Below are 24,864 nucleotides of genomic sequence, written 5' to 3' on the forward strand. Positions count from 1 at the left end.
AGCTTATATATTCAAAGTTGTCTGGTTCTTGCGGCGCATGAAGCGATGGCGCAAACGATCCAGATAAAGATAAACCACCGGCGTGGTGTACAAGGTCAGGATTTGACTGAGCACCAAACCACCCACAATGGTGACGCCCAAGGGCTGGCGCATTTCCACGCCCGGCCCGGATGCCAGAATCAAAGGAATAGCACCAAAAATGGCGGACAAGGTCGTCATCATGATGGGGCGGAATCGCACCAGGCAGGCTTCGTAAATAGCTTCACGCGAACCCATGCCGCGCTCACGCTCCATTTGCAAGGCGTAATCCACCATCATGATGGCGTTCTTCTTGACGATACCAATCAGCAAGAACACCCCGATCATGGCAATCAGGTTGAACTCGCCACTGGTCATCATCAGGGCCAGCAATGCTCCAATCCCAGCCGAAGGCAAAGTGGACAGAATGGTGAGCGGGTGCATATAGCTCTCGTACAACATCCCCAGCACGATATACAAAGCCACCAAAGCAGCCAGGAACATCATGGGTTGCTTGGCCAGGGCATCGAGCATCTGCGCCGTATTACCTTCAAACCCGGCCTGGATCTCGCGTGTAGGAAGCTGAATACGAGCCATGGCCTGCTCAATGGCCGCCGTTGCCTGACTGAGGGTGACGCCTTCGGCCAAACCGAAGGACACAGACTCGGCCACCAGCAAGCCCATATGGTTAATGCTGCGCGGCGCGGTGCCGGTCGTAAAGCGTGTAAAGGCAGACAAAGGAACGCGGGTGCCGTCTTTGGCAACAACCTCGATTTCCTTCAGGGACTCCAGATCCTGCGCAAAACGCGGCTCCACTTCCATGACTACGTAATACTGGTTCAAGCGGCCAAAAATCGTGGAAACCTGACGCTGGGAAAAGGAGTTATTCAAGGTCCCCGCCACCATGGACATATCAATGCCCAGGCGCGTGGCCATATCGCGGTCAATTTCCAGCTGGACCAGACCGGCCTTATCGTCCGTGCCAGTGTCCACGTCCACCAGCTCTGGCAATTCGGCCATGGCTTGCTGAACCTTGGGCAACCAGGTTTTCAACAGCTCCAGATCACTGCCCAGCAAGGAATAGTCGTAAGAGCCACTGCGCCCACCGCCCCCGCTACCGACCGGAATATCCTGCTGCGGCACCATGAACATGCGCGCCCCCGGCGTGGTAGATAAAGGCTCGCGCAGACGATTCACAATATCCGTCGTGCTGGCCTTGCGCTCGTCCATAGGTTTGAGCTCAACCAGAATAAAGGACGAGGTGCTGCCACTGCGGCCACCGGCAAACACGGCCACCGAACGAATGTCCGGGTCCTGATTCAGGATGGAACGGAAGTATTCCAGCTTGGGCACCATGGACTGGAAAGAGGTCCCCCGGTCGACTCGGAAAAAACCCATCAACTGGCCAGTATCCTGCTGTGGGAACAGCCCCTTGGGCACTACGGCGTAGAGGTACACATTCAGGCCAATTGTGACGAACAAGGAGAACAACATCAGTCGATGGTGCTTGAGCGCCCACCCCAATGAACGACGGTAGCCACGCCAGCTGACGCTGCCTATCCAGCCCAAAAAGCGGCTGATAGGGTTGGTGGACTCATGCTCTTGCGGCCCAGGACGCAGCAGGCGCGATGACATCATGGGAGTCAGCATCAAGGAGATCACCAGGGACACCAGCACGGCGGTACACAAGGTGACGGCAAACTCCATGAACAAGCGCCCCGCCAGCCCCCCGATCAACCACAAGGGAATGAACACGGCCACTAACGACAAACTCATGGCCGTGACGGTAAAGCCCACCTCCCGCGTCCCGCGCAAGGCCGCCCGCATGGGGGACAAGCCTTTTTCCAGGTAACGCATAATGCTTTCCAGCACCACGATGGCGTCATCCACCACAAAACCAGTAGCGACAATCAGAGCCATCAGGGAAATGGTGTTCAGCGTAAAGCCGAACAAATGCATGAAGGCAAAGGTACTGATCAAGGACGCCGGGACGGCAATGGCCGGAATTAAAGCAGCGCGCCAGTTTCGCAGGAACAGCAGGACCACCAGCACCACCAGGGCCACCGCAATAATCAGTGTCAGTTGAGCCTCTTCCAGCGTGGCGCGAATACTGGGCGTACGATCCTGAGCCACTGTCAATTGCGCCTGGCTGGGCAGCATTTCCTCGATACCAGCCAGGCGTTCACGAATGGTATTGACCGTCTCGATAATATTGGCGCCCGCCTGACGACGCACAATCAACAGCACCGCTTCCTGGTTATTCCAGTAACCCATGCTGTGAATGTTCTCAACAGAGTCCTCGACCTTGGCCACATCTCCCAAACGGATAACCTGCCCGTCCTGATTCTTCAGAATCAAGGGGTCAAAAAACCGTGCCTGGTTGTACTGCTTGCCCGAGTTGATCTGCCACTGGCCCTGCTCACTTTCCAGGTAGCCATTAGGACGCAAACTGTTGGCGTTATTGATCACCGAACGCACATCGTCCAGCGCAATGCCAGCCGAGGCCAATGCCTTGGGATTCAATCCCACCCGTACCGCTGGCAAGGAGCCACCGCCCACGTCTACCGAACCCACGCCCGGAATCTGTGCCAGCTTCTGCTGCACAATGCCGCTGGCCATATCAAACAGCTGGGCCTTGTTGGCCGTCTGCGAGGTCAGCGCCAGCACCATGATAGGCATGGACGACGGGTTGACCTTCTCGTAGGTGGGCACGCTGGACATGCCCGAAGGCAACATGGGCCGGGCCTGGTTGATAGCGGCCTGCACATCGCGTGCAGCCCCTTCAATATCTCGGTCCAGTTCAAATACCAGCATGATCTGGGTGGAACCCTCGCTGCTGCGAGAGCTCATTTCCGACACCCCGGCAATAGAACCTAAAGCCTGCTCCAGTGGCGTGGCCACACTGGAAGCCATGGTTTCAGGGCTGGCACCGGGCAAATTGGCCGAAATCGCAATCACCGGAAAATCCATTTCCGGCAAAGACGCCACGGGCAAGAGCCGCAAGGCCAATGCGCCCACCAAGACCATCGCCAGTGCCAGCAGGCTGGAGCCCACTGGCCGGAAGATAAACAGCCCTAACAAGCGTTTCATGTCGACTCGCGTACCGACTTGGCGCCATTACGGGTAAAGCGGTCAAAAAACAGATAGATCACGGGAGTCGTGAACAGGGTCAGCACTTGGCTAGCCAAGAGACCGCCCACCATGACCAGTCCCAAGGGTTGACGCAGCTCTGCGCCAGAGCCGGTGGCCAGCATCAAAGGGATGGCACTGAACAAGGCCGCCAGAGTCGTCATCAAAATGGGGCGGAAACGCAGCAAGGCGGCTTGATGAATGGCCTCTTGTGGTTTCATGCCCTGCTCGCGCTGCGCCTCCAGGGCGAAGTCGATCATCATGATGGCGTTCTTTTTCACGATACCAATCAGCAGGATGATCCCGATCACCCCCACCATATCCAGATCCCGCCCGGCCAACAGCAAGGCAAGCAACGCCCCGATGGCAGCCGAAGGCAGGGTCGACAAAATAGTGATGGGATGGATATAGCTTTCGTACAAAACACCCAGCACGATGTACATGGTCAGCACGGCGGCCAACATCAGCCACAGTGTGCTGGACAAAGAGGCATGGAAGGCCTTGGCGGCACCCAGGTAACGGGTATCCACCGAGGAGGGCATCCCGATCTGGTCGGGCACGGTTTCAATGGCTTCAATGGCGTCGGACAAGGAATAGCCATCAGCCAGGTCAAAGGACACGTTCACGGACGGGAACTGTCCCAAGCGCTCTACTGATAGCGTTGTGGGAACCAACTGAATGCGCGCCAGGGAAGTAATCGGCACAGGTGTACCTGCCGCTGTCATTACATGAATATTTTCCAGATCCTGCGGGCCTTGGCGATATTGATCCTTTACCTCCAGCACGACGCGGTACTGGGCAGACTGCGTGTAGATCGTGGAAATCAAACGCTGTCCGAACGCGTCGTACAGTGCATCATCGATATTTGCCTTGGTCACGCCCACACGGGCTGCCGCATCCCGGTCTATATCCAGCAGCACTTGCAGGCCATCGTTTTGCAGGCTCATGGATGCATCTTTAATCTGCGGCAAGGCGTTGACGGCATCCAGCCAACGCGGCATCCAGGTCGTCAGCACCTCTGTTTCCGGGTCCGACAAGGCCATCTGGTACACATTACGGCTGATCTGATCGTCTACCGTCAGCTCCTGAATGGACTGTTGGTAAACCGACAAACCGGGAATATCTTTCAGACGCTCATCGAGCCTGGCCATGATTTCATTGGCGCTGGCCCGGCCTGAACCAATGGGCTTCAAAGCAATTTGCAGACGGCCATTGTTCAAGGTGGCGTTCGTGCCATCTACCCCGATAAAGGACGTGACGGCTTCCACATCCGGATCTTCCAGCACAATCGCAACGGCTTGCTGCTGCAAATTCCCCATTGCGCGGAACGACGCGGTTTGCGGTCCTTGGGTAATCGCCTGAATCAGGCCGGTATCCTGTTGCGGGAAAAAGCCTTTGGGGACGATCACGTACAGCAGGCCCGTCAACACCACTGTGCCCAGAGCTACCCACAAGGTCAGCGTCTGGTGGCGCAGCACCACAATCAGGCCACGGTCGTAAGCCGCAATGATGCGGTCCATCTGATCGCCCAACCAGGTCGTGAAACGGCCATACTGGCGCTCGTCCTCGGGCTTGAGCATACGCGCACACATCATGGGCGTGAGCGTCAGCGAAATGAACAGGGACAGCAGGATGGCGACGGCCAGGGTAATGGCAAACTCACGGAACAAACGGCCGATGACATCACTCATGAACAGCAGCGGAATCAGCACGGCGATCAGGGAGATGGTCAGTGACAGCAGGGTAAAGCCAATTTGCGCCGCGCCCTTCAAGGCGGCCTGCAAGGCGGTTTCGCCCTTTTCGATATAGCGGGCGATGTTCTCGATCATCACGATCGCATCATCAACCACAAAGCCGGTGGCAACCGTCAAGGCCATCAGGGTCAGGTTATTAATACTGAATCCCCACATCAGCATGATGGCAAAGGTGGCGATCAGGGAGATAGGCACGACAACGCTGGGAATCAGCGTAGCCGTCCAGGTGCGCAGGAACACAAAAGTCACCAGCACCACCAGCACAATGGCCAGCATCATTTCCTTTTGCACATGGTCAACCGAGTCCCGAATGGTCTGGGTGCGGTCCGTGGCGACTTCCACATCCACACCGACCGGCAAGGAACGGCGTATCTCGGGCAGCAGGCTTTGAATCTGGTCCACTACATCAATGACGTTGGCGCCAGGCTGACGCTGAATATTCAGCAAGATCGCAGGCACAGTCCCCATCCAGGCGGCCTGACGCACATCCTGTGCATCCCGCACCACCTTGGCCAGTTCGCCCAGACGCACGGCAGCACCGTCCTTGTAGCTGACGATCAGATTTTCATAATCCTGTACCGTTTTCAGTTGTTCATTGGCACCGATGCTGGTGGAACGCTGAGGCCCATCCAGATTGCCTTTGGGTTGGTTCACGTTGGCCGCGACCACCGCCTGCCGCAGGTGACTTAAGGTCAGATTGCGGACGGCCAAGGCGTTGGGATCAGCCTGAATGCGCATGGCTGGTTCCTGACCACCCGCAATGCTGACCAGTCCGACACCCGTCACCTGCGAGAGCTTTTGTGCGACCCGCACATCAATCAGGTCGCGCACCTCGTGCAGGGGCATATTGGGGGAAGTCACCGCCAAAGAAATAACCGGGGTATCAGCCGGATTGACCTTGTTATAGATAGGCGGTGCAGGCAAATCATTGGGCAGCATATTGGAGGCGGCATTAATCGCCGCCTGCACCTCTTGCTCGGCCACATCCAGGGGCAAGCCCAAATCAAACTGCAAGGTAATGCGCGATGCCCCGCCTGAACTGGACGAAATCATCTGCGACAGGCCCGACATGCTGCCGAAACGCCGCTCCAGCGGTGAAGTGATCAAGGCCGCCACTACATCCGGGCTAGCGCCCGGATAGAGCGTGACCACCTGAATAGTGGGGTAATCCACCTGCGGCAAAGCGGCTACGGGCAACATGCGATAGGCCAGCAAGCCGGACACCAGCAAGGCCACCATCGCCAAGGTGGTAGCCACCGGGCGCAGGATAAAGATACGCGACATGCTCACGGCTTACTCGCTTGCAGGACGTGGACGGCGACCCTCACCCGGACGTTTGCCTTGCTCTGGCTTGTCGGCGGCATCATCGGGCGCAGGCTTTTCCTTGGCCTGACCATCTTGCTGCATGACCTCGACCTCCGAGCCTTCACGCAAACGGTCAGTCCCTTCAACCACCACACGATCGCCCTCTTTCAGGCCGGTTTTAATCAAGGTCAATTCCAGCGTGGCCGTACCCAATTCCACCACCTGGATATGGACCTTGTCCTCGGCATCCAGGGTGTACACATACGTGCCCACCGACCCCCGTTGCACAGCGTGCGATGGGATCAGCAAGCCTTGTTCCTGGCCCAAAAAGACACGGGAATTGACAAACTGATTAGCAAACAAGGTTTCATCGGCATTATCAAATTCGGCCTTCACTTTCAGCGTGCCGGTATTGATGTCGATCTGGTTATCCAGTGCCTGCAAACGGCCCTTGTCCGACAAGAGCTGACCCTTGCTGTCGATCAGGGACACCCGCAAAGGCGATTCGCTTTGTTTCATGGCCTCCAGCAGGCTGCTCAATTGATTCTGCGGCAAGGAGAACTCCACGCCTATGGGATCCGTCTGGGTAATGACGACAATCCCATCGGTACTACCGGCAGACACCAGATTGCCCTGGTCCAGCTTGCGCAAACCCAGGCGACCATCCAAAGGCGCCGTAATACGAGTGCGATCCAGCTGGACCTGCGCACGGGCCACCTCTGCTTGATTGGATTTGATCTGTGCCTGCAGTTGCTGAACGGCCGTTTCCTTGGTTTCCAAGGCCTGGCGAGCAATAGAATTCTGTTGAAACAGGACGCGGTGGCGGGCCAGTTCCTGCTGCGCCCCTTTGAGCTGAGCCTGATTCTGCGCCAATTGGCCACGCGCCTGATCCAGTTGCACCTGATAGGTACGCGGATCAATCTCGGCCAGCAAATCGCCGGCCTTTACACGTTGGCCGTCCTTGAAGTGGATGCGTTCGAGCACACCATCAACTTCACCGCGCACGGCGACTGTTTGCAAAGGTTTGACCGTGGCAATCGCATTGACCGTTTGGTCGATCAGGCCTTCCTTGACCGTGGCCACCTGCACCGGGACTTTAGTCGCCCCCATCATGCCGCGAGGCCCGCGCATGGGAGTGGACGTACTGGAAGGGGAAGACAGGGCGTAATAAACGAGGCCTGCTGTCACCAGCAGCCCCACCACCACCCAGACATAGAAGGATCGGGACCGCCGACCTCTGCCTGTGTTCAACTCCGACATGAATACTCCCCGGCTAAAACTTGATTGTCTCTATGCACGGTCTAAATAAGCGTTTAAGCACTACCGATCGTGACGGCGACACGCATTATGCAGCCAAAACACGATAGCAATTAGTTTCAAACGATAAAGAGATACAAGCGCTGACAAAACCGCATCCCTGCTAGACCACGCTGGCACAGCAAGTATAAAAGCGGCAGTCTGAACCTTATATGAACAGCGTTTTCAGCCGAAGTTGCAACGGGCCAGCCTGAAGGGGATATCCCCCGTCACGGCCTGCGGTTTCAATTGATTATCTTGCTGCACAAAGCGTATCCAGATGACGTAGCGGTTAGCGCTCATTTCCGGATAGATGCACGCACCGGCGTCCACCCACACCCGCAGCAACTGGAAGGTCTTGCCTGCCAGCATTTCTTGATAGGAACCGTCACGGGCCAGTTGGTCTGCCGAGTCACCCGACTGACGCAGCAAGCGCAAAATCAAGGCCAGACCTTGATACAGTGGCAGGAAAGACTCGGACCAACGGCGCAAATCCTGGACACGATCGGCATCGGGGCGCTGTTGCCAGGAATAATAAGAAGGCATGTCCACCTGCGACGTACCACCGGGCACAGCAACCCGGCCCCGCAAACTGGCTAACCATTCATTTTCACGCAGGCCCTGCCCCACCCGTCCCTGGGCCGAGAGGTCAGCAGAAGCGCGCACAATTTGTTCAATCATCTTGTCCAGCGCCTGCAGCTGAACACCGGGGTGTTCACGCAGCGCAGCCAGCGCCACGCGTTGACGCTCCAGGTCTTGAAGAACAGCAGAACGCAAATCGGTTCGATCCGAGATGTCCAGTAAATCAAACAAAGTCGCTACAGCGATCTGATGCGAGTACGCATCCTGGTTGGCCGAAAAATGAAACAGCCTATCGAACAAGTATTCGACTCTCAGTAAAGCCCGGACACGCTCATTGCAGGGGTATTCGTATAGAGTCACGCGTTTAAAAACCTTTTTCTGTCGACTGGAGGGTCAGACACGTCGTGTTGTCAGGCAGTCAAGGCACACCAGCGTTGGTGTACGGCTCGCGCCCGCTCTTCCAACAGGGGCAAAGTCGTCTGCCCGTCATTCAGAACCACGTCGTCGGCCACATCAAGGCGCTGCTGACGTTGCGCCTGTGCTGCCATGATACGTTCAATTGTGGCCACTGCCAGCCCGTTGCGCTTTTGAACACGCTCGATCTGGGTCGCTTCATCACAATCTACAACGCAAATCCGGTCCACACGGTCTCGCCATCGTCCTGATTCCACCAGCAAGGGTACAACCACAACAAGATAACATCCTTGCGCTTTCAAGGTCTGTGCTTTTGTTACGTTCCAAATCAGGGGATGAATGATCGCCTCGAGCCGATGACGGGCATCAGGATCGGCAAATACACAGGCCCGCATCCAATCCCGGTCCATGGAACCATCCGCGGCCAAGGCCTGTGCCCCAAAGGCAGCGCGAATCGGCTCAATGGCCAGACCACCGGGTGCGGTCAACTCATGCGCGATGACATCCGTATCCACGACAGCCGCCCCCCAAGAGGCAAAAAAATTGGCCACCTGGCTTTTGCCCGAACCAATTCCACCGGTCAGCCCAATTGTCAGCATGCGCAATCCACGGATAAAAAACAAAACTGTAACGTACCCGCGCCAATCCTCCTACCCTGAATAGACCTGATACTGTCCCGCCGCCCCAGGTCTAGCGTAGAATTCAGCTATCAACCAGTCCACGGAAGCCCGCCATGTCTTTCACCAAGATTTCCCCCCTGCGTTCCCTTACCTTGCTTTCGGTCGTTTTGCTGGCAGCATGTGCCCAGGCACCCGTTCAGCCTACCCCCAACGAAGGTCGTGACTCCACCCAGAAAGACGCCCTGCGCCAAGCGCAAGGTAGCGGCACCGCCCGTGCCCCCTCGCAAATCAATTTAGGCTTCGGTAACCAGGAAGGCCTGCACGCCATTACACCGGCCCGCGCCCAGCAACCTGCCGCCATGGTCGACCGTAGCGTTCCAGAGCTGGCCGAGCCCAAAACCTTTCTGGGCACCCTGTCCTGCCCACCACAAGGCGGCGCATGTGAGCCCTACAAAATCAGCGTAACCCTGGCTCCTGCTGGCCAATGGCGCTTGCGTGCCACCCCGCTGGGTGCTGGCGAAGAACACCGCATGAGCGGCTGCTGGGTACCTATCGGCACACAGCCTACCCGCATCGCTTTGCTGGCCAACAACGACTCGACCTTGGCCGATCTGAGCTTTGTGAACAACAACGTACTGCGCATTCACACCTTTAACCAGCAACGCCCTACGCTGGAGAGCCACCTGACTCGCCAAGCCGACATCGACCCGATCAGCGAGCTGGACGGCCAGGCCACTCCCGCCTGCCGCTAATCTAAGGCATAGACAGGCTGCCCACCAGGCTGGGCGGCAGCACATCGCGCAAACCCGGCTCGCTAAATACAAAGCGGGTCAATTCAACCGCATTGCGCACGCGTAACTTCTGAAAAACGCGTGCCCGATGCGCCTCCACCGTACGCTGGGAAATCGCCAATTCAGCCGCAATCACCTTGTTCGCCTTGCCGATGGCGATATAAGACAGCACGTCGCGCTCGCGCGGAGTCAGACTTTCAAACAGCACAGAGGCGGGCAAATGACTATTCAATACCATGTCAGTCTCGTATATCTGTACCAGGCGAACAGGCCGCCTGCGATGTGAAAAATCAACCATAGACAGAGTTTGTCATTTTAGGCAGGGACTACGCGACTGTTAACTTGTACGGGATGTTTTTGTCACAGGACTAATATAGATACACGGTTTTCAATGCGTCGGACAACTATCTTTTTACGCCTCAAATTGGGGATAAACGCAGACAAAGCTACAGCCTCATCCCCCCAAGAAACACAACAATCACCTGGGTCCCCCCCCCCGGATCGCTCAAACACCTCACCCCACCTCACCACAACGCAACACAACAAACCCGGCCCCATAAACTGCCAGCAGAGATGAGCATTCACGGCCATGAGCCACTCTGACGCGCAGCTCTGGGGGGCGGCGATTCAGACTGCTTGCCGCCGGCGGGAGATAGCGCAGGGATGCAAGCACCCTGCTGTTTGAACCCGACGCTTGTACTTGGTCCGGGGGACCAAGTACCGGGTGAGTTCAGGGTGCGCCCGTAGCTATCTCTCGACAAGGGCACCGGTGCGCAGCACCGGCAAGTAGTCAGCCGCCCCCCAGAGCTGCGCGTCAGAGTGGCGTCTTACTGAGTCCCTCCCTGGCATGAATGGGCCTGAACTGCCACAACCCCAATCAAAGAACCAGACAAAGACAAAGACTGCAAAAATAAACCACGCAGATATAAAAAAAGCACAGTAAAAACTGTGCTTTTCTCACCAAACAACACAAGAAATCAGGCTTTAATCATTTCCAGGTTGTCGATCAAACGCGTCGCGCCCAATTTGGCAGCGGCCAATGCCACCAACGGTTCACCAGCTGCAATTTGCTCTGGCGTCGGTTCCAGCAAATCCGACTGACGACGCAAGGCCATATAGTCCACCTTCCAGCCCAGATCCGTCATCCTCTTAGTCGCGTAAGCCTCGATCTCCTCGCGGCTTTGACCTTGCTGCAAACGCTCATTCATTTCCTGCAGTGCGTAATAAATCTGCGGAGCCTGGGAGCGTTCCTCCGGACTCAAATAGCGATTACGCGAAGACATGGCCAAGCCATCCTCTTCCCGCACCGTCTCATGAGCCAGAATCTCTACCGGCAACTGGAACTGGCGCACCATCTGACGCACCACCATCAACTGCTGATAATCCTTCTTCCCGAACACGGCCACACGCGGCTGCACACAGGAAAACAGCTTCAACACAACCGTACACACGCCTTCAAAGAAGTCGGGACGGAAGTGGCCTTCCAGAATGCGACCCAAATGATCAGGCGGGCTGACGCGAAAACTCTGTGGCTCGGGGTACATCTCGCGCTCCGAAGGAGCAAACAAAACATACACATCGCGCTCCTGCTCCATCTTGGCCGCATCTTCCTGCAAAGTGCGCGGGTAACGATCAAAATCCTCGTTAGGGCCAAACTGCAGGCGGTTCACAAAAATACTGGCCACCACCGGATCGCCATGCTGACGAGCCAACTTCATCAAGTCCAGGTGAGCTCGATGCAGATTCCCCATGGTTGGAACAAATGCCACGCGTGTCTGGCCCTGGAGCTGATCGCGCAGTTCTTGGATGTTATGGACGACTTTCAAAAAATTCTCCGCTACGGAATAAGATCAGGCCCATCGGCCTGCGCTCGAATATAAGTCAGGCGCAAATAAATAGGAGCGTAGGGCTCGGCCTGCGTGATTTCAAGCAGTGACTCTCGTGCCAATTCCAGCATCGCCAGAAAATGCACGACAAGCACCGCCGCCGGATCACCCTGATCCAGGCGTTCATTAAACAGCTCTGTAAACTCCATGAAGCGCACATGCTGCAAACGTCGCAGAATCTGGCTCATGTGATCCCGCACCGACAACTGCTCACGCGTAATCTTGTGACTGGCATTGAGCTTGGCACGCTTCAAGATGCCCAGCCAGGCCTCGCGCAAATCATCCGCATTCACTTCCGGCGGAATGGCCTCAATAACCAGTTCGGCCTGGGCATTGGCCAGCAGATAGTCGCGCCCCATCAAGGGTAGCTCGTCCAGACGACGCGCGCCTTCCTTCATGCGCTCGTATTCCAGCAGCCGGCGTACAAGCTCGGCACGCGGATCATCCACCTCTTCGCCCGTGTCAGCGCGCCGCACTGGCAGCAACATGCGGGATTTAATCTCGATCAGCAGCGCGGCCATCAAGAGATACTCCCCCGCCAGCTCCAGATTGGTGGCGCGGATCTGCTCCACATAGGCCAGATACTGCCCGGTGACCTGGGCCATCGGAATATCCAGCACATTGAAGTTCTGCTTGCGGATCAGATACAGCAACAGATCCAGCGGGCCTTCAAAGGCGTCCAGAAATACTTCCAGCGCATCAGGCGGAATATACAGATCCTGAGGGATCGCAAACAGCGGCTCACCATAAAGACGCGCCAGCACATCCTCGGGCTGAGGAGCTGGCGTATCCACAACAGTCTGCTGTGCGATCTCAGTCACAGGCGCAGGTGTACAGATTTAGTTGTTTTCGTAGTACACGTAAGGTTTCTGAGGCGTGCGAGCAGCCTTGTAACCGTCTTGCAGTTCCTGGTCAATCTGCTTGTCCCACAGACGATAACGGCCTTCACGCTGCCGTGCTTCGGTATCCGCGTTCTGCTCTTTATACTGTTTAAGAAACTGGGTAATTTCGGATTCGAAATTCTTTGCCATAATACCTGTACGCCTAAATAAATTGGATAACAGAAAAGTTTGAGTTTACTGCACCGCACACCAGAGAGTTCGCCGCATGGCATCTGAACAGACCGAAGCCGCCAAACCGGCGACCATGTCCCCTCAAGAGCGTCGAGCCATACGCATTATTCCCTACATTGTGGGATGTGCATTGTTCATGCAAATGCTGGACTCTACGGTTGTAGCCACTGCCCTGCCCACGATGGCCTTGTCGCTGGATACCAGCGTCATCCGCATGAATACCATCATTACCAGCTACCTGCTGGCCGTGGCGGTATTCGTTCCAATCAGTGGATGGGCTGCAGACCGCTTTGGTGCTCGCAAGGTGTTCCTGGCCGCCATTCTACTCTTTACCGCCAGTTCTGTTGCATGTGCCCTGTCCCAGACCCTGTCTCAGTTGATTATTTCCCGCGTAATACAAGGCATGGCTGGGGCCATGATGGTGCCGGTGGGACGCATTATCTTACTGCGGCGCGTCCCTAAAGATGAGCTTTTAAGCGCTATGGCGGTGCTGACCTTGCCTGCCTTGCTGGGCCCCATCATCGGCCCGCCCGTGGGTGGTTTTTTAGTCACGTACGCCAGCTGGCACTGGATTTTCCTGATCAACATCCCCGTTGGCATACTGGGCATTGCCCTGGTGCTGCGCTATATCCGCGAGGACTACCCCACAGAGCGCCCGCCCCTGGACTGGCTGGGCTTTATCTTGAGCGCCATCTGTCTAGCCACTCTGGTGACCAGCTTCGAGAACGTAGGCCATGGCACGCTGGGCTGGGATACCTTGGGCTGGCTGACAATGGCCGGTCTGGTCGCTGGCGCCTGGTACGTCTGGCACTCCCGGCAAGTTGCCTACCCAATCATTGATTTGTCCTTGCTGCGCACCAAAACCTTTGCCATTTCCGTGCTTGGCGGCAATCTGTGTCGTTTCTCGCTAGGCGCTGCGCCCTTCCTGTTGGCCATCATGCTGCAAACCAACTTTGGCATGAGCGCATTATCAGCAGGCCTGATCACCTTCACCGGTGCCATTGGTGCCTTGGGCATGAAACTGGTGGCCCCACCCATCATCCGGCGTTACGGTTTTCGCAAAGTCCTGATCGTCAACGCCTGGCTGACGGGCCTGTTCATTGCCCTGTGTGCCATGTTCCAGGCCACCACGCCCATGTGGCTCATGATTGCCGTCCTGACCGCAGGCGGTTTTTTCCGCTCCCTGCAGTTCACCGCAGTCAACACCCTGACCTACGCCGACCTGGATTCTGAAGCCATGAGCCAGGCCAGCAGTTTTGCTGCCATGGCGCAGCAACTGGCTATCAGTCTGGGGGTAGCATGTGCGGCGGTAACGCTGAATATCAGCATGGCATTGCGCGGAGCCAGCAGCGTGGAGACCCAGGATACGATCTGGGCCTTTCTGATTCTGGGTGCTATCACCGCCATCTCCAGCCTGTCTTTTGCCCGACTGTCAGCCAGCGATGGTGAGTCTTTGCAGAAAAAGTAGGTCTGCTTTACTCACATAAAAAATAGGCCAGGAAGACTGAAGGAGCAAGGCACGCAGCGGCTCAAGCTGCTGTCTTGCTCAAGCTGCGCTTACGCCGGCTTATCCTCATCCTCCAGCAACATCACCAGCTTGCAATCCGGCCGTATCGCCAGGCGAAAGGTAAATTGCTGAAAGCGGCGCACTCCCTGGCTGGGGTGCCGGAAATCCCGCAAGCCCCCTTCCCGCTCCACTACGGTCTGACGTCCCCACCAGAAAGCGAATACCTGACTTTGCTGCGCCAACTCCTGGATCAAAGCCTGTATATCGGCCTCGTCCGCATGGGCGCCTACGTCAGCGCGGAACTCGGCCACGACGCGGCTGGCGCGCTGCTCCCAGTCCACCACCAGCTCACGCGCTGCGGGGTCCAGGAAGATATAACGCAGCAGATTGGGCTGCTCGCTACGGTCGGGCCAGCCATCGAACAAACCCAACAAGGCTTCGTTGCGGGCCAGTACGTTCCAGCTGCGGTCCAGAATGTAGGCCGGAGCGGAGATGCTATCGACACATGCGCTCAAGCCTTGCGGCAAGGGTTGAATATCACCCTGCCAATGTTCAGGGTCGGCGCAATCAGCCAGTTCAAACAGATAGTGGCGCTCGGCCCGGGCCAGTTTCAGGACCGTCGCCAGGCGGGCGCAGACCGTGGGGGACACGGTAACGTCGCGACCCTGCTCGATCCAGGTGTACCAGGTGGTGCTGATATCGCACAGCTGCGCCACTTCTTCGCGACGCAAACCAGGAGTGCGACGGCGCACACCGGGGGCCAGCCCCAGATCTACAGGCTGGATACGCTCGCGTGCATTACGCAAAAATCGTCCCAAAGCCTGACGCCGGGTTTGAGAGGCGCTCTCGGCGCCGCCCGGATTAGCCCCTGTTGGCCCCGTCGTTCCCATATCAGCCTAATACGCCCGACAAGGTGCGGCGTACGTCTTCTTCCGTACGACCACTGCGCTGGATATAGTCTTGCAACTGGTCTTCACCAATATTGCCCACGTTGAAGTACTTGGACTGCGGGTGGCTGAAGTAGAAGCCCGACACACTGGAAGCCGGAATCATGGCGTAGCTGTCAGTGATGAACATCTCGATGTCTTCACACTGCAGGACACGGAACATATCGTGCTTGACTACGTGCTCCGGGCAGGCCGGATAGCCGGGAGCAGGACGAATGCCCTGGTACTTCTCGTCGATCAGCTCTTCGTTGGAGAGGCGCTCGTCGGTGACATAGCCCCACAAGTCGGTACGTACGCGAGCATGCAGACATTCGGCAAAGCCCTCGGCAAAACGGTCGCCCAGTGCCTTGATCATCAAGTCCGAGTAATCGTCGCCGGCAGCCTGGAAGCGCTCGGACAGCTTGTCCACGCCAATCCCGCCAGTAACCGCAAACATGCCGATGTAATCGGCCACGCCGCTTTCTTTCGGAGCAATGTAGTCAGCCAGACACTTGCTATCCACGCCTTCACGCTTGACGCCTTGTTGGCGCAGGTTGCGCCAGGTGAACAGGACTTCGCTGCGCGATTCGTCCGAGTAGACCTCGATATCTTCGCCATTGACGGTGTTGGCGGGGTAGAACGCAATCACACCGTTTGCCGTCAACCAGCGTCCTTCAATGACTTTCTTCAACATGGCCTGCCCTTCAGCAAACAGCGTCTTGGCCTGTTCGCCCACCACCTTGTCTTCCAGAATGGCCGGATACTTGCCGAACAAGCTCCAAGTCTGGAAAAACGGCGTCCAATCGATGAACTGGGCAATATCGGCCAAGTCGTAGTTTTTGAAAGTGCGGCGGCCAATGAATTTGGGGCGTGGCGGCACGTAGGTGGACCAGTCGATGGCAGGCTTGTCTTCGCGCGCTTTTTCAAGCGAGATCAAAGGCGTGGCTTTACGATTGGCATGGCGCTGGCGCACTTGCTCGTATTCCTCGCGCACTTCGGCCAAAAACTCTTCCACATTGTCCGACACCAATTGGGTAGCCACACCCACGCAGCGGCTGGCGTCCGGAGTATAGATAACCGGGCCGTCGTAATGCGGGGCGATCTTCACCGCCGTATGCACGCGACTGGTGGTTGCGCCGCCAATCATCAAAGGAATATTGCGCTCACGGAAGTACGGGTCGCGCTGCATCTCGGAAGCGACATAGGCCATTTCTTCCAGGCTGGGAGTAATCAGGCCGGACAAACCCACGATATCGGCCTCCACTTCTTTGGCCTTGGCGAGGATCTCGGCACAAGGCACCATCACGCCCATATTGACCACTTCAAAGTTATTGCACTGCATCACCACGGACACAATGTTCTTGCCAATGTCATGGACGTCGCCCTTCACCGTGGCAATCACCATGCGGCCTTTGGAGCGCACATCACCACCTGCGGCCTCGATCTGGCGCTTTTCTTCTTCGATAAAGGGAATCAGGTGGGCCACGGCCTGCTTCATTACACGCGCGGATTTCACCACCTGCGGCAGGAACATCTTGCCCTGACCGAACAGGTCGCCCACCACGTTCATGCCGTCCATCAAGGGGCCTTCAATCACGCTGATGGGGCGACCACCCTGGGCATCGATCTTCTGACGAACTTCTTCCGTATCTTCCACAATGAAGCTGGTAATGCCATGCACCAAAGAGTGGATCAGACGCTGTTCGACGGTGGTTTCACGCCAGCTCAGGTCTTCCTCTTTCTTGGCGCCGGAGCCTTTGACGCTCTCGGCCATTTCCACCAGGCGTTCAGTGGGGGTGCGTTCGTCAGCCGGATCGGTTTTTCCTTTGGGCTCGGCACGATTCAGAATCACGTCTTCGATCAAGTCGCGCAGATGCGGTTCGATATCGGCGTACACACCCAACTGACCGGCATTCACAATACCCATGGTCAGGCCTTCCTGGATCGCGTAGTACAGGAAGACGGTGTGGATAGCCTCGCGCATGGCTTCGTTGCCACGGAAGGAGAAACTGACGTTGGAAATACCACCGGACAAGCGTGCATGCGGCAGATTCTTGTGAATCCAGCCTACCCCGCGGATAAAGTCCAGACCGTAAGTCGCATGTTCGTCCATGCCGGTTGCAACAGCAAAGACGTTGGGGTCGAAAATAATGTCTTCAGGTGGGAAACCGACTTCGTCCACCAGCAAGCGATAAGCGCGCTCACAAATCTCCACCCGACGCTCGTAACTATCGGCCTGACCTTGCTCGTCAAACGCCATCACAACAATGGCGGCACCGTATTTACGACACAGACGGGCATGTTCCAGGAAAGGCTCAATGCCCTCTTTCATGGAAATGGAGTTCACGATGGCCTTGCCTTGAACGCAACGCAAACCCGTTTCGATCACATCCCACTTGGAGCTGTCGATCATGATGGGCACGCGGGCAATATCCGGCTCGGAGGCAATCATGTTCAGGAAACGATGCATACAGGCTGCCGAGTCCAGCATGCCTTCGTCCATATTGATGTCGATAATCTGTGCACCGTTTTCCACCTGCTGACGGGCCACCGACAAGGCTTCTTCGTAGTTTTCTTGCTGAATCAGGCGCAAGAAAGCCTTGCTGCCCGTGACGTTGGTACGTTCACCCACGTTCACAAACAGGGTTTCTTCGTCAATATTCAGTGGCTCCAGACCCGACAAACGGGTTTTGACAGGAACGTCAGGAACAATGCGGGGAGGCAGCTTGCGGCACAGCTCGGCAATGGCGGCAATGTGCTCTGGCGTCGTGCCACAGCAGCCACCCACCATATTCACCAAACCGGCTTGCGTGAATTCTTGCAGCAGGCTGGAGGTATCGGCAGGCGTCTCGTCAAAGCCGGTCTCCGCCATGGGGTTGGGCAAACCAGCGTTGGGGTAGACACACACATAGGTGTCACAAATCTTGGACAGCTCGGCCACGTAGGGACGCATCAAGGCAGCGCCCAAGGCACAGTTCAGGCCAATCGTAATAGGACGGGCATGACGCATGGAGTTCCAGAAGGCCTCCACGGTCTGACCAGACAAGATACGGCCCGAGGCATCCGTGACCGTGCCCGACACCATCACCGGAACGCGTTCACCGCGTTCATCAAAGACCGTTTCCAGAGCAAAAACAGCCGCCTTGGCATTCAACGTGTCAAAGACGGTTTCAATCAATAGAATATCGACGCCACCATCCAGCAAGGCTCGAACCTGCTCCGTATACGCTACACGCAGCTGCTCAAAGGTGACGTTACGGGCGGCCGGGTCATTCACATCCGGGGAAATAGAAGCCGTCTTGGGCTGTGGGCCCAAGGCACCGGCTACAAAACGCGGCCACTCGGGTGTACTGAAGGCATCGCGCGCCTGACAGGCCAGTTGGGCAGAAGCCAGGTTCAGGTCATAGCTGATGCCCTGCAAATCGTAGTCACCCTGGGCAATATCCGTTGCACCAAACGTGTTGGTGCTGATGACGTCGGCACCGGCGGACAGATATTTCTCGTGAATTTCACGAATGATGTCAGGGCGTACCAGCGACAGCAATTCGTTATTGCCTTTGACGTCCTTATGGTGATTCGCGAAGCGCTCGCCTCGGAAATCAGCCTCGCCCAATTTGTAACGCTGAATCATGGTGCCCATTGCACCATCCAGAATCAGAATTTGCTGCCCCAAACGGCGCGCAAATTCAGCACCACGCGAATAGGCAGAGATCGGATAAGGCAAAGCAGGATAGGACACTAAAAGCTCCGTAACACGAAACGGGACGTTGACGGCATCTGACAGCAAGAGCCGCGAGAATGGTGGATTGGCGCCACAATTGTAGCGCTTTGTACAGCGAATCCACCCTAAACACTTAACCTTTGCCCCAGCGGCATGTAACATTTTCCGCTCGGAAAGAGGTGCTTTCCGGCCCATGCAGCCTTGGGCCTGGGAAAGTCAAATGGGAAACGTGAGCGGTTCCGCCCTGGAACTGCCAAACGTGCTGCCCCCGCAACGGTACCTGCTACACGCAAAGCCCGACACCAGCCTGCTTCTCGACCCTGAATTCATGGCCGTCCCACGGTGGGCGGCTTCGCTTACTGATGTGCGGGGACGCACATCTCACAGGAATCTCCATGACACTACTGTCCATCAGACCTTTGATGGTCGCCCTGGCGGGCGCCCTGCCTTTGATCGCCACGGCCCAAACTGCCCCTGTCGCCAAACTGGATCAAATTGTTGTTACCCCTAGCCGCATGGCTCAGCCACTGAAAAACGTGGTGGGTGACGTGACGGTGATTGATCAGGAAACCTTGCAGAAAGCAGGTCAAAGCAGTGTGGCCGAAATTTTGCAACGTCAGCCTGGGGTGGAGATTTACAGCAGTGGGGGCCCGCAGACTACAACGGGCATTTACCTGCGCGGTACCAATCCACAACATACCCGTGTCATGATCGACGGGATGCGCATCAACAGCTCCACCAGTGGTTCGGTGAACTGGCAAGCGATTGACCCCGCCCTGATCGAACGCATTGAAATTGTGCGTGGCGCAGGCAGCAGCCTCTATGGCTCGGATGCCATTGGTGGTGTGGTGAACATCATCACCAAAAAAGGCGGCGGCGACCGTGCCTTGAGCGCATGGGGGAATGTAGGCCTGGGTTCGCAAGACACCTTCAAAGCCAGCGCCGGTTTTTCAGGTGCGGCCCAAGGCTGGGACTACAGCCTGGCTTCCAGCTACGGCACCAGCGATGGTTTCAACGCAACCAACCCGCTGTCCTTCAGCTACAACCCGGACAAAAATGGCTACACCCAGCACGGACTGAACGGTTCTCTGGGATATGAATGGGCACAAGGCCAACACCTGGGCATGACTGCCATCAACAGCTTTATGGATGGTCAATTCGACAACGGCCTGTCCGAACGCCGCACCCCCAGCACGCAAACACGTCAGCAAGCCTACGGCCTGACCAGCACCAACAAGCTGTCTGAGTTGTGGACCAGCCGCCTGAGTGCCTCGCTAAGCAAAGAAACAGTGGAAAACCGCGCGTTTGGCTCTCGCTATTCCACACTGCAACGCCAATACAGCTGGCAAAACGATCTGACCGTGGCGAAGGGCCATACCGTCTCCTTGCTGGCCGAGCGTCTGGAAGAGCGCATGACCCACACCACCGTACACAAGGACGACAAGCGCAACACCAATGCCTTTGCCCTGATTTACCGTGGCGATATCAATCAACACCACCTGCAAGCCAGCGTGCGTAACGACAATATCAGTGGCTATGGCAACAAGGTAACGGGTGGCCTGGGCTATGACCTGGATATCACCAGCAACTGGACAGTAGGCGTCGCCGCCAACACGGGCTTTCGTGCACCTACGTTCGCGGACTTGTACTCGCCATACAACTGGGGCTTCCAAGGCAACCCGGATCTGAAACCGGAAAAATCCCGCAACGTCGAAGGCCATATCCGCTACACGGACGATACGACTGAGCTGGGCTTGGTGGTCTACCAGAACCGCATCCGCGACATGATCAACCCTTATGTGTGTGACGCCAACTTCGAGTGCACGACCAGCAACACCGAAAAAGCGCGTATCACCGGCTTGACTTTGACGGCCATGAAGCAACTGGGCGACACCACTTTGAGCGCCAGTGCTGACTTCACCGACCCAAAAGATAGAAACACCGACAAGCAATTGGTGCGCCGTGCCAAGCAAAACTACAAAGTGGCTGTGGAGCACAAGTTTGGTGAGCTGAAAACCGGCGCAGAGTACCTGTTCGCCTCCCATCGCTATGAAGATGCGAAGAACGAACAGCGTCTGGGCAGCTACGGCCTGTTGAACCTGACCGCCAGCTACCCTCTGACCTCCAGTCTGGAGGCCCAACTGCGTTGGAACAATGTGCTCGACAAGGATTACACCTTGGCTCGTGGCTATAACAACGCCGGCTCCAGCGTGTTCCTGAACTTTGCCTGGCGCATGTAATCAGTAAAATCAGCTTCGCTTGATTCTGGCGCGGATCTGCACAAGAGCCGCGCCATTTACTTAAAGGCGCACGATGCCCTCTTTGCCTGCGACTTGTCGTCTTCAGCACTCAAAGCGCTCTGTCTGGAGCGGATTGGGGCTATGGGGTTTGCTTTGCCTGTTCGCCCTGCTTTTGGGATTGCCCATCTTGACGCAAGCGCAGGAGCAAGACCCGCTGCTGTCACAGGCGCAGTCTCAAGCACAGCCCGAGACACAGACACAGACACAGACACGCACAGAGCAAAGCACTCAAGAAGTACAGAGCAAGCAGCAAGATAAAACAATACAAAAAGCCGCGACAGGGCAAGCAGTCCAACCCCCACAAACTGTCGCTCCAGCCCGCGCGATTAGTCTGGCCCCTCACATCACTGAAATTCTGTTTGCCGCCGGTGCCCAAGAGCACTTGATCGCCGTAGACAGTTCCAGTGACTACCCGCCTGCCGCCAAGGATTTGCCCCGCATTGGGGACGCCTTGCGCGTAAACCCGGAACGGCTGCTGGAGCTAAAGCCTGATCAGGTCTGGGCCTGGCAAGCCAACCAGATCGGCCCTGAATTACAGCGCCAGCTACAGCAAACCCATATCAGCCTGATCTTTGCCGCCCCTGAAAAACTGGACGATATTCCCGCCTTTGTCCGTCTGGCAGGAGACAGCCTGGATACGGCGGAGGTGGCCATTCCGATGGCTGCTTTGCTGGACAATCAGATTGCCGCCCTGCGCCAGAACAGCCGCTTGGGCGAGACGGTCAGCGTGTTTCTGGAAATCGGCTCCGAGCCTTTGTACACCTTGGCGCGCGATCCATTGATTCAAGATGTGCTGACCACCTGCAAAGCGCAAAACATCTACGCTCGCCATGCTGCCGTCGCCCCCACCATCAGTCTGGAAGACGTGCTGCACAAGCGCCCGCAAGTGGTCATCATGGCCTACCGTGATCCGGCCCAACTGCGCGCCCGCCACCTGTTCTGGGAAAAGCATCTGGGGCTAAGTCCCCACGCCTTGCTGAACCTGAACCCGGATGCGCTGTACCGCCCCGGCCCCAGGCTGATAGAGGCGACTCGCGAACTATGCGAGCAACTGGATCGCTATCGAGCCCAGGTATCCTGAGCGGTTTTCTACTTCGGCTTAGAACTGATACTTCACCGCCAGCATCATGTTGCGCGGTTCGCCCCAGGTATAGGTGCTGTACCAGGAGAACATGGAGTAATAGCGCTTGTCGAACAAGTTATTGACGGTAAAAGTGGCCGACAAATTTTTGTTGAAGCGATAGCGCGCCATCGCATCTACCAGCCAGTACCCCGAGACCGTATGCCGCACCTTGCCCGGCGATCCAGGTCGACTGACATCGCCCCAGGTCTTGCTTTGCCAACGTGCACCGCCGCCCAAGGTCAGGCCATTCAAGTCGCCCTCGAAATCGTAGGTGGTATAGATGTTGAACTGGTGCTCAGGCGATAGGGTCGACACCTTTTCACCATCGCGGCGCGACAGCTTGTAGGCATAGCCTGCATGCATCTGCCATTGCGGCGTTAACTGACCGGCCACTTCCAGTTCTACGCCATGAGTACGCACACCTTGAGTGGCCTCATAAGCGATACCCCCCGACGGTGTGCGCCCCCCCGTCTCCTTGCCAAAGTTATCCTGACGCAGCTGGAAGTAAGCCAGGCTGGACGTCAAACGGCCGCCCATGAATTCGCCTTTGACACCGACCTCGTAGTTATCGCCTCGCAAGGGATCCAGAGTACGACCGCCCTCGTCTTGCAAATCTTGGGGCTGGAAGATATTGGTGTAGCTGGCATAGACCGAGAAGTTGTCGTTCAGGTCATACACAGCCCCAAAGTAAGGCACCCATACACCTGTCTCGCGCATATCCAGCTTGTTGTAGTTGGCATAACGTGTACCCAGCAGCAGCTTCAAGTCATCACGCAGGTTCAGGCGCGTGCTGACGTACAAACCATTTTCTCGTGTCACTTCACGATCATCGCCCAGGTGCTTCCAGTTCATGCGCGGCCAGCGACCATCCCATTCGTAGTAATTCGAGACATCGGTATTACTGTTTTCACCGTAAGACGCATTGGTCCAGCGACGACGCGATACGCCGCCTCCAACCACCAACTCATGCTCGCGTCCGAACAGTTCAAAGGGGCCGGTCGCATAGAAGTCCGCTGTATTCGAGACCGTCTTGCCCACGTAGCGCCCGGACCATAAGGAGGTGCCTTTGCCCGTCAAAGGATCGGGATTGCCAGCCGCCACCGCCGCCAATTCGGAGTCATAACCGTTGATCAGGTGATTGAGCTGCACCTTGGCCATCCAGCCACTGTCGAACTCATGCTCCAAAGTGGCAAAGGCCGAACGGGTGTACTGGTTCCAGCGACTCCAGCGCGTACCGTTATTAAAAGAACGGTCCATATCGTTGAAGTTGCCTTGCGCGTCATAAATCGGGATGCCGCCCCAGGTCGAGCCTTTGGGGTCGTTATCCTGCAAATCCGCCCCCAGCGTCAGGCGGGTGTCTGGAGTCAGGTCGGCTTCCATAATGCCGTACAGCACCAAAGTCTGACGTTGGTAGTGGTCCAGCTGGCTTTTCTTGTCCTGATAGGCACCGACCATGCGGCCACGTATAGACCCTGTCTCGTTCAAAGGACCGGAGAAATCCACTTCACCACGATAGTTGTCCCACGTCCCCGCACCCGCGCTGGCGTGGCCCTGAAACTCTTGCGTCGGTTTTTTGCGAATCATATTGATCGTGGCGCCAGGGTTGCCACTGCCAGTCAACAGACCAGAGGCCCCTTTCAAGACTTCAACACGGTCGTAAATTGCCATATCGCTTAACGTGTTACCGGCGGAGTAAGGCGAATCCCGCAAGGTGGGGATACCGTCGTACTGGAAGTTCTTGATATCGAAGCCACGGGCCTCGTAGGCGGTACGCTCGCTATCGTAAGTAATGATGCTGACGCCCGGCGTATGGCGCACCACGTCATCAATACTGGTCAGGTTGAAGTCGTCCATCTTCTTGCGTGTAGTCACGCTGATGGCCTGCGGCGTCTGACGCGGAGTCAGACGCAAGCGGGTTGCCGTGGCAATCGTGCCCGCTGCATACGTGCCTGAACCTTCGGTAATGTCGCCCAGCGCATTGCGACGCACTTCAATACTGGCCAAAGACTGCACACTGGCGTCGTCCGCCAAGGTGTCGCTATCGGGCAAGGAAATCAAGACATAGCCCTGATCCCGGCTTTGCACCTGAAACGGCTGCCCAGCCAGCAAGGCGGCAAAGCCATCCTGCACCGAATACTGCCCCTGCAAGCGCGGAGCGCGCAAACCCTGCAATCGGGAGGAATCCATCACCAGCGCTACCCCGGCCTGTTGAGCGAACTGGCTCAAGCGGCTGGCCAGATCCCCGGCCTCCAGCGCGTAGGCTTGGGTCGTCTGGGCCGAGGCCGGCGCCACGCTCAGCATCAAGGCCCCTACAAAGGCCAAGCCCAGCAGGCGGCGGCAGGTATTGGGCATGAACGGCGTCTTCACAAGCGCCAAAGGCGGCGCATTCTTCGGGACCATGAAATCTCTCCTTCTTTGG

The 24,864-nt window shown here is 56.9% G+C and carries 16 protein-coding genes and 1 riboswitch; of the genes, 4 read left to right on the forward strand and 12 right to left on the reverse strand.

Annotation, left to right across the window (positions count from 1 at the left end; translation table 11 throughout):
• Positions 1-3: 3 nt before the first annotated feature.
• The 5 genes from OSH04_RS08930 to coaE all read right to left on the reverse strand — a co-directional run bounded on the left by OSH04_RS08930 (position 4) and on the right by coaE (position 9,097).
• Positions 4-3,108, reverse strand: a complete 3,105-nt coding sequence (locus OSH04_RS08930; protein ID WP_035270387.1) for an efflux RND transporter permease subunit — start codon at positions 3,106-3,108, stop codon at positions 4-6.
• Positions 3,105-6,191 (reverse strand): multidrug efflux RND transporter permease subunit, encoded by a 3,087-nt coding sequence (locus OSH04_RS08935; RefSeq protein WP_026484447.1) that lies wholly within the window; start codon positions 6,189-6,191, stop codon positions 3,105-3,107. Before OSH04_RS08935 ends, OSH04_RS08930 begins: the two co-directional genes overlap by 4 nt.
• 3 nt (positions 6,192-6,194) lie before the next feature.
• The gene (locus tag OSH04_RS08940) at positions 6,195-7,466 is read right to left on the reverse strand and encodes an efflux RND transporter periplasmic adaptor subunit (RefSeq protein WP_035270381.1); all 1,272 of its coding nucleotides are present in this window, start codon (positions 7,464-7,466) and stop codon (positions 6,195-6,197) included.
• A gap of 222 nt (positions 7,467-7,688) precedes the next feature.
• Positions 7,689-8,444, reverse strand: coding sequence for a cell division protein ZapD (gene zapD, locus OSH04_RS08945; protein WP_026484449.1), 756 nt, complete (start codon positions 8,442-8,444; stop codon positions 7,689-7,691).
• Positions 8,445-8,494: 50 nt separating this feature from the next.
• Positions 8,495-9,097 carry a dephospho-CoA kinase gene (coaE, locus tag OSH04_RS08950; protein ID WP_009458744.1) on the reverse strand — a complete coding sequence of 201 codons (603 nt, stop codon included), beginning with the start codon at positions 9,095-9,097 and terminating at the stop codon, positions 8,495-8,497.
• A gap of 134 nt (positions 9,098-9,231) precedes the next feature.
• Here coaE and OSH04_RS08955 point away from each other — a divergent pair, with 134 nt between their 5' ends.
• Positions 9,232-9,870, forward strand: a complete 639-nt coding sequence (locus OSH04_RS08955) for a hypothetical protein (protein WP_009458742.1) — start codon at positions 9,232-9,234, stop codon at positions 9,868-9,870.
• 1 nt (position 9,871) lies between these two features.
• Here the strand turns inward: OSH04_RS08955 and OSH04_RS08960 are convergent, their stop codons facing one another.
• The 4 genes from OSH04_RS08960 to OSH04_RS08975 all read right to left on the reverse strand — a co-directional run bounded on the left by OSH04_RS08960 (position 9,872) and on the right by OSH04_RS08975 (position 12,826).
• On the reverse strand, positions 9,872-10,147 hold the full coding sequence (locus OSH04_RS08960; protein WP_035270375.1) for a response regulator transcription factor: 276 nt from the start codon (positions 10,145-10,147) through the stop codon (positions 9,872-9,874).
• A 739-nt stretch (positions 10,148-10,886) separates the two neighbouring features.
• The gene (panC, locus tag OSH04_RS08965) at positions 10,887-11,735 is read right to left on the reverse strand and encodes a pantoate--beta-alanine ligase (RefSeq protein WP_266108293.1); all 849 of its coding nucleotides are present in this window, start codon (positions 11,733-11,735) and stop codon (positions 10,887-10,889) included.
• Positions 11,736-11,746: 11 nt separating this feature from the next.
• Positions 11,747-12,589 carry a segregation and condensation protein A gene (locus OSH04_RS08970; protein WP_009458739.1) on the reverse strand — a complete coding sequence of 281 codons (843 nt, stop codon included), beginning with the start codon at positions 12,587-12,589 and terminating at the stop codon, positions 11,747-11,749.
• A gap of 45 nt (positions 12,590-12,634) precedes the next feature.
• Positions 12,635-12,826, reverse strand: a complete 192-nt coding sequence (locus tag OSH04_RS08975; RefSeq protein ID WP_009458738.1) for a DUF3460 family protein — start codon at positions 12,824-12,826, stop codon at positions 12,635-12,637.
• A gap of 76 nt (positions 12,827-12,902) precedes the next feature.
• Between OSH04_RS08975 and OSH04_RS08980 the strand changes: the two genes are divergently transcribed.
• Entirely contained in the window at positions 12,903-14,336 is a 1,434-nt protein-coding gene (locus tag OSH04_RS08980; protein WP_238441739.1) for a DHA2 family efflux MFS transporter permease subunit, read from the forward strand.
• A gap of 89 nt (positions 14,337-14,425) precedes the next feature.
• Here the strand turns inward: OSH04_RS08980 and OSH04_RS08985 are convergent, their stop codons facing one another.
• Both OSH04_RS08985 and metH read right to left on the reverse strand, forming a co-directional pair.
• On the reverse strand, positions 14,426-15,265 hold the full coding sequence (locus OSH04_RS08985) for a helix-turn-helix transcriptional regulator (RefSeq protein WP_060185322.1): 840 nt from the start codon (positions 15,263-15,265) through the stop codon (positions 14,426-14,428).
• A gap of 1 nt (position 15,266) precedes the next feature.
• The gene (gene metH, locus OSH04_RS08990; protein ID WP_266108294.1) at positions 15,267-19,040 is read right to left on the reverse strand and encodes a methionine synthase; all 3,774 of its coding nucleotides are present in this window, start codon (positions 19,038-19,040) and stop codon (positions 15,267-15,269) included.
• 142 nt (positions 19,041-19,182) lie between these two features.
• Positions 19,183-19,347: riboswitch (cobalamin riboswitch) on the forward strand.
• Between the two features lie 70 nt (positions 19,348-19,417).
• Here metH and OSH04_RS08995 point away from each other — a divergent pair.
• The gene (locus OSH04_RS08995) at positions 19,418-21,262 is read left to right on the forward strand and encodes a TonB-dependent receptor domain-containing protein (RefSeq protein WP_266108295.1); all 1,845 of its coding nucleotides are present in this window, start codon (positions 19,418-19,420) and stop codon (positions 21,260-21,262) included.
• 187 nt (positions 21,263-21,449) lie between these two features.
• Complete coding sequence (locus OSH04_RS09000) at positions 21,450-22,403, forward strand: ABC transporter substrate-binding protein (protein ID WP_266108296.1); 954 nt, start codon at positions 21,450-21,452, stop codon at positions 22,401-22,403.
• 18 nt (positions 22,404-22,421) lie between these two features.
• On the opposite strand, the gene OSH04_RS09005 is transcribed toward OSH04_RS09000, so the two are convergent.
• On the reverse strand, positions 22,422-24,845 hold the full coding sequence (locus OSH04_RS09005) for a TonB-dependent siderophore receptor (protein ID WP_266108298.1): 2,424 nt from the start codon (positions 24,843-24,845) through the stop codon (positions 22,422-22,424).
• Positions 24,846-24,864 lie beyond the last annotated feature (19 nt).

The organism is Alcaligenes nematophilus, from assembly GCF_026344155.1.
Classification (GTDB): Bacteria; Pseudomonadota; Gammaproteobacteria; order Burkholderiales; family Burkholderiaceae_B; genus Alcaligenes; species Alcaligenes phenolicus.

What these genes read in the sequence shown, in the direction of transcription:
- OSH04_RS08985 (WP_060185322.1), bottom strand. Translation starts at nt 15,265, where the DNA reads ATGGGAACGACGGGGCCAACAGGGGCTAATCCGGGCGGCGCCGAGAGC.
- OSH04_RS08995 (WP_266108295.1), top strand. Translation starts at nt 19,418, where the DNA reads ATGACACTACTGTCCATCAGACCTTTGATGGTCGCCCTGGCGGGCGCC.
- OSH04_RS08930 (WP_035270387.1), bottom strand. Translation starts at nt 3,108, where the DNA reads ATGAAACGCTTGTTAGGGCTGTTTATCTTCCGGCCAGTGGGCTCCAGC.
- OSH04_RS09005 (WP_266108298.1), bottom strand. Translation starts at nt 24,845, where the DNA reads ATGGTCCCGAAGAATGCGCCGCCTTTGGCGCTTGTGAAGACGCCGTTC.
- OSH04_RS08975 (WP_009458738.1), bottom strand. Translation starts at nt 12,826, where the DNA reads ATGGCAAAGAATTTCGAATCCGAAATTACCCAGTTTCTTAAACAGTAT.
- OSH04_RS08955 (WP_009458742.1), top strand. Translation starts at nt 9,232, where the DNA reads ATGTCTTTCACCAAGATTTCCCCCCTGCGTTCCCTTACCTTGCTTTCG.
- OSH04_RS08960 (WP_035270375.1), bottom strand. Translation starts at nt 10,147, where the DNA reads ATGGTATTGAATAGTCATTTGCCCGCCTCTGTGCTGTTTGAAAGTCTG.
- OSH04_RS08980 (WP_238441739.1), top strand. Translation starts at nt 12,903, where the DNA reads ATGGCATCTGAACAGACCGAAGCCGCCAAACCGGCGACCATGTCCCCT.
- coaE (WP_009458744.1), bottom strand. Translation starts at nt 9,097, where the DNA reads ATGCTGACAATTGGGCTGACCGGTGGAATTGGTTCGGGCAAAAGCCAG.
- OSH04_RS08940 (WP_035270381.1), bottom strand. Translation starts at nt 7,466, where the DNA reads ATGTCGGAGTTGAACACAGGCAGAGGTCGGCGGTCCCGATCCTTCTAT.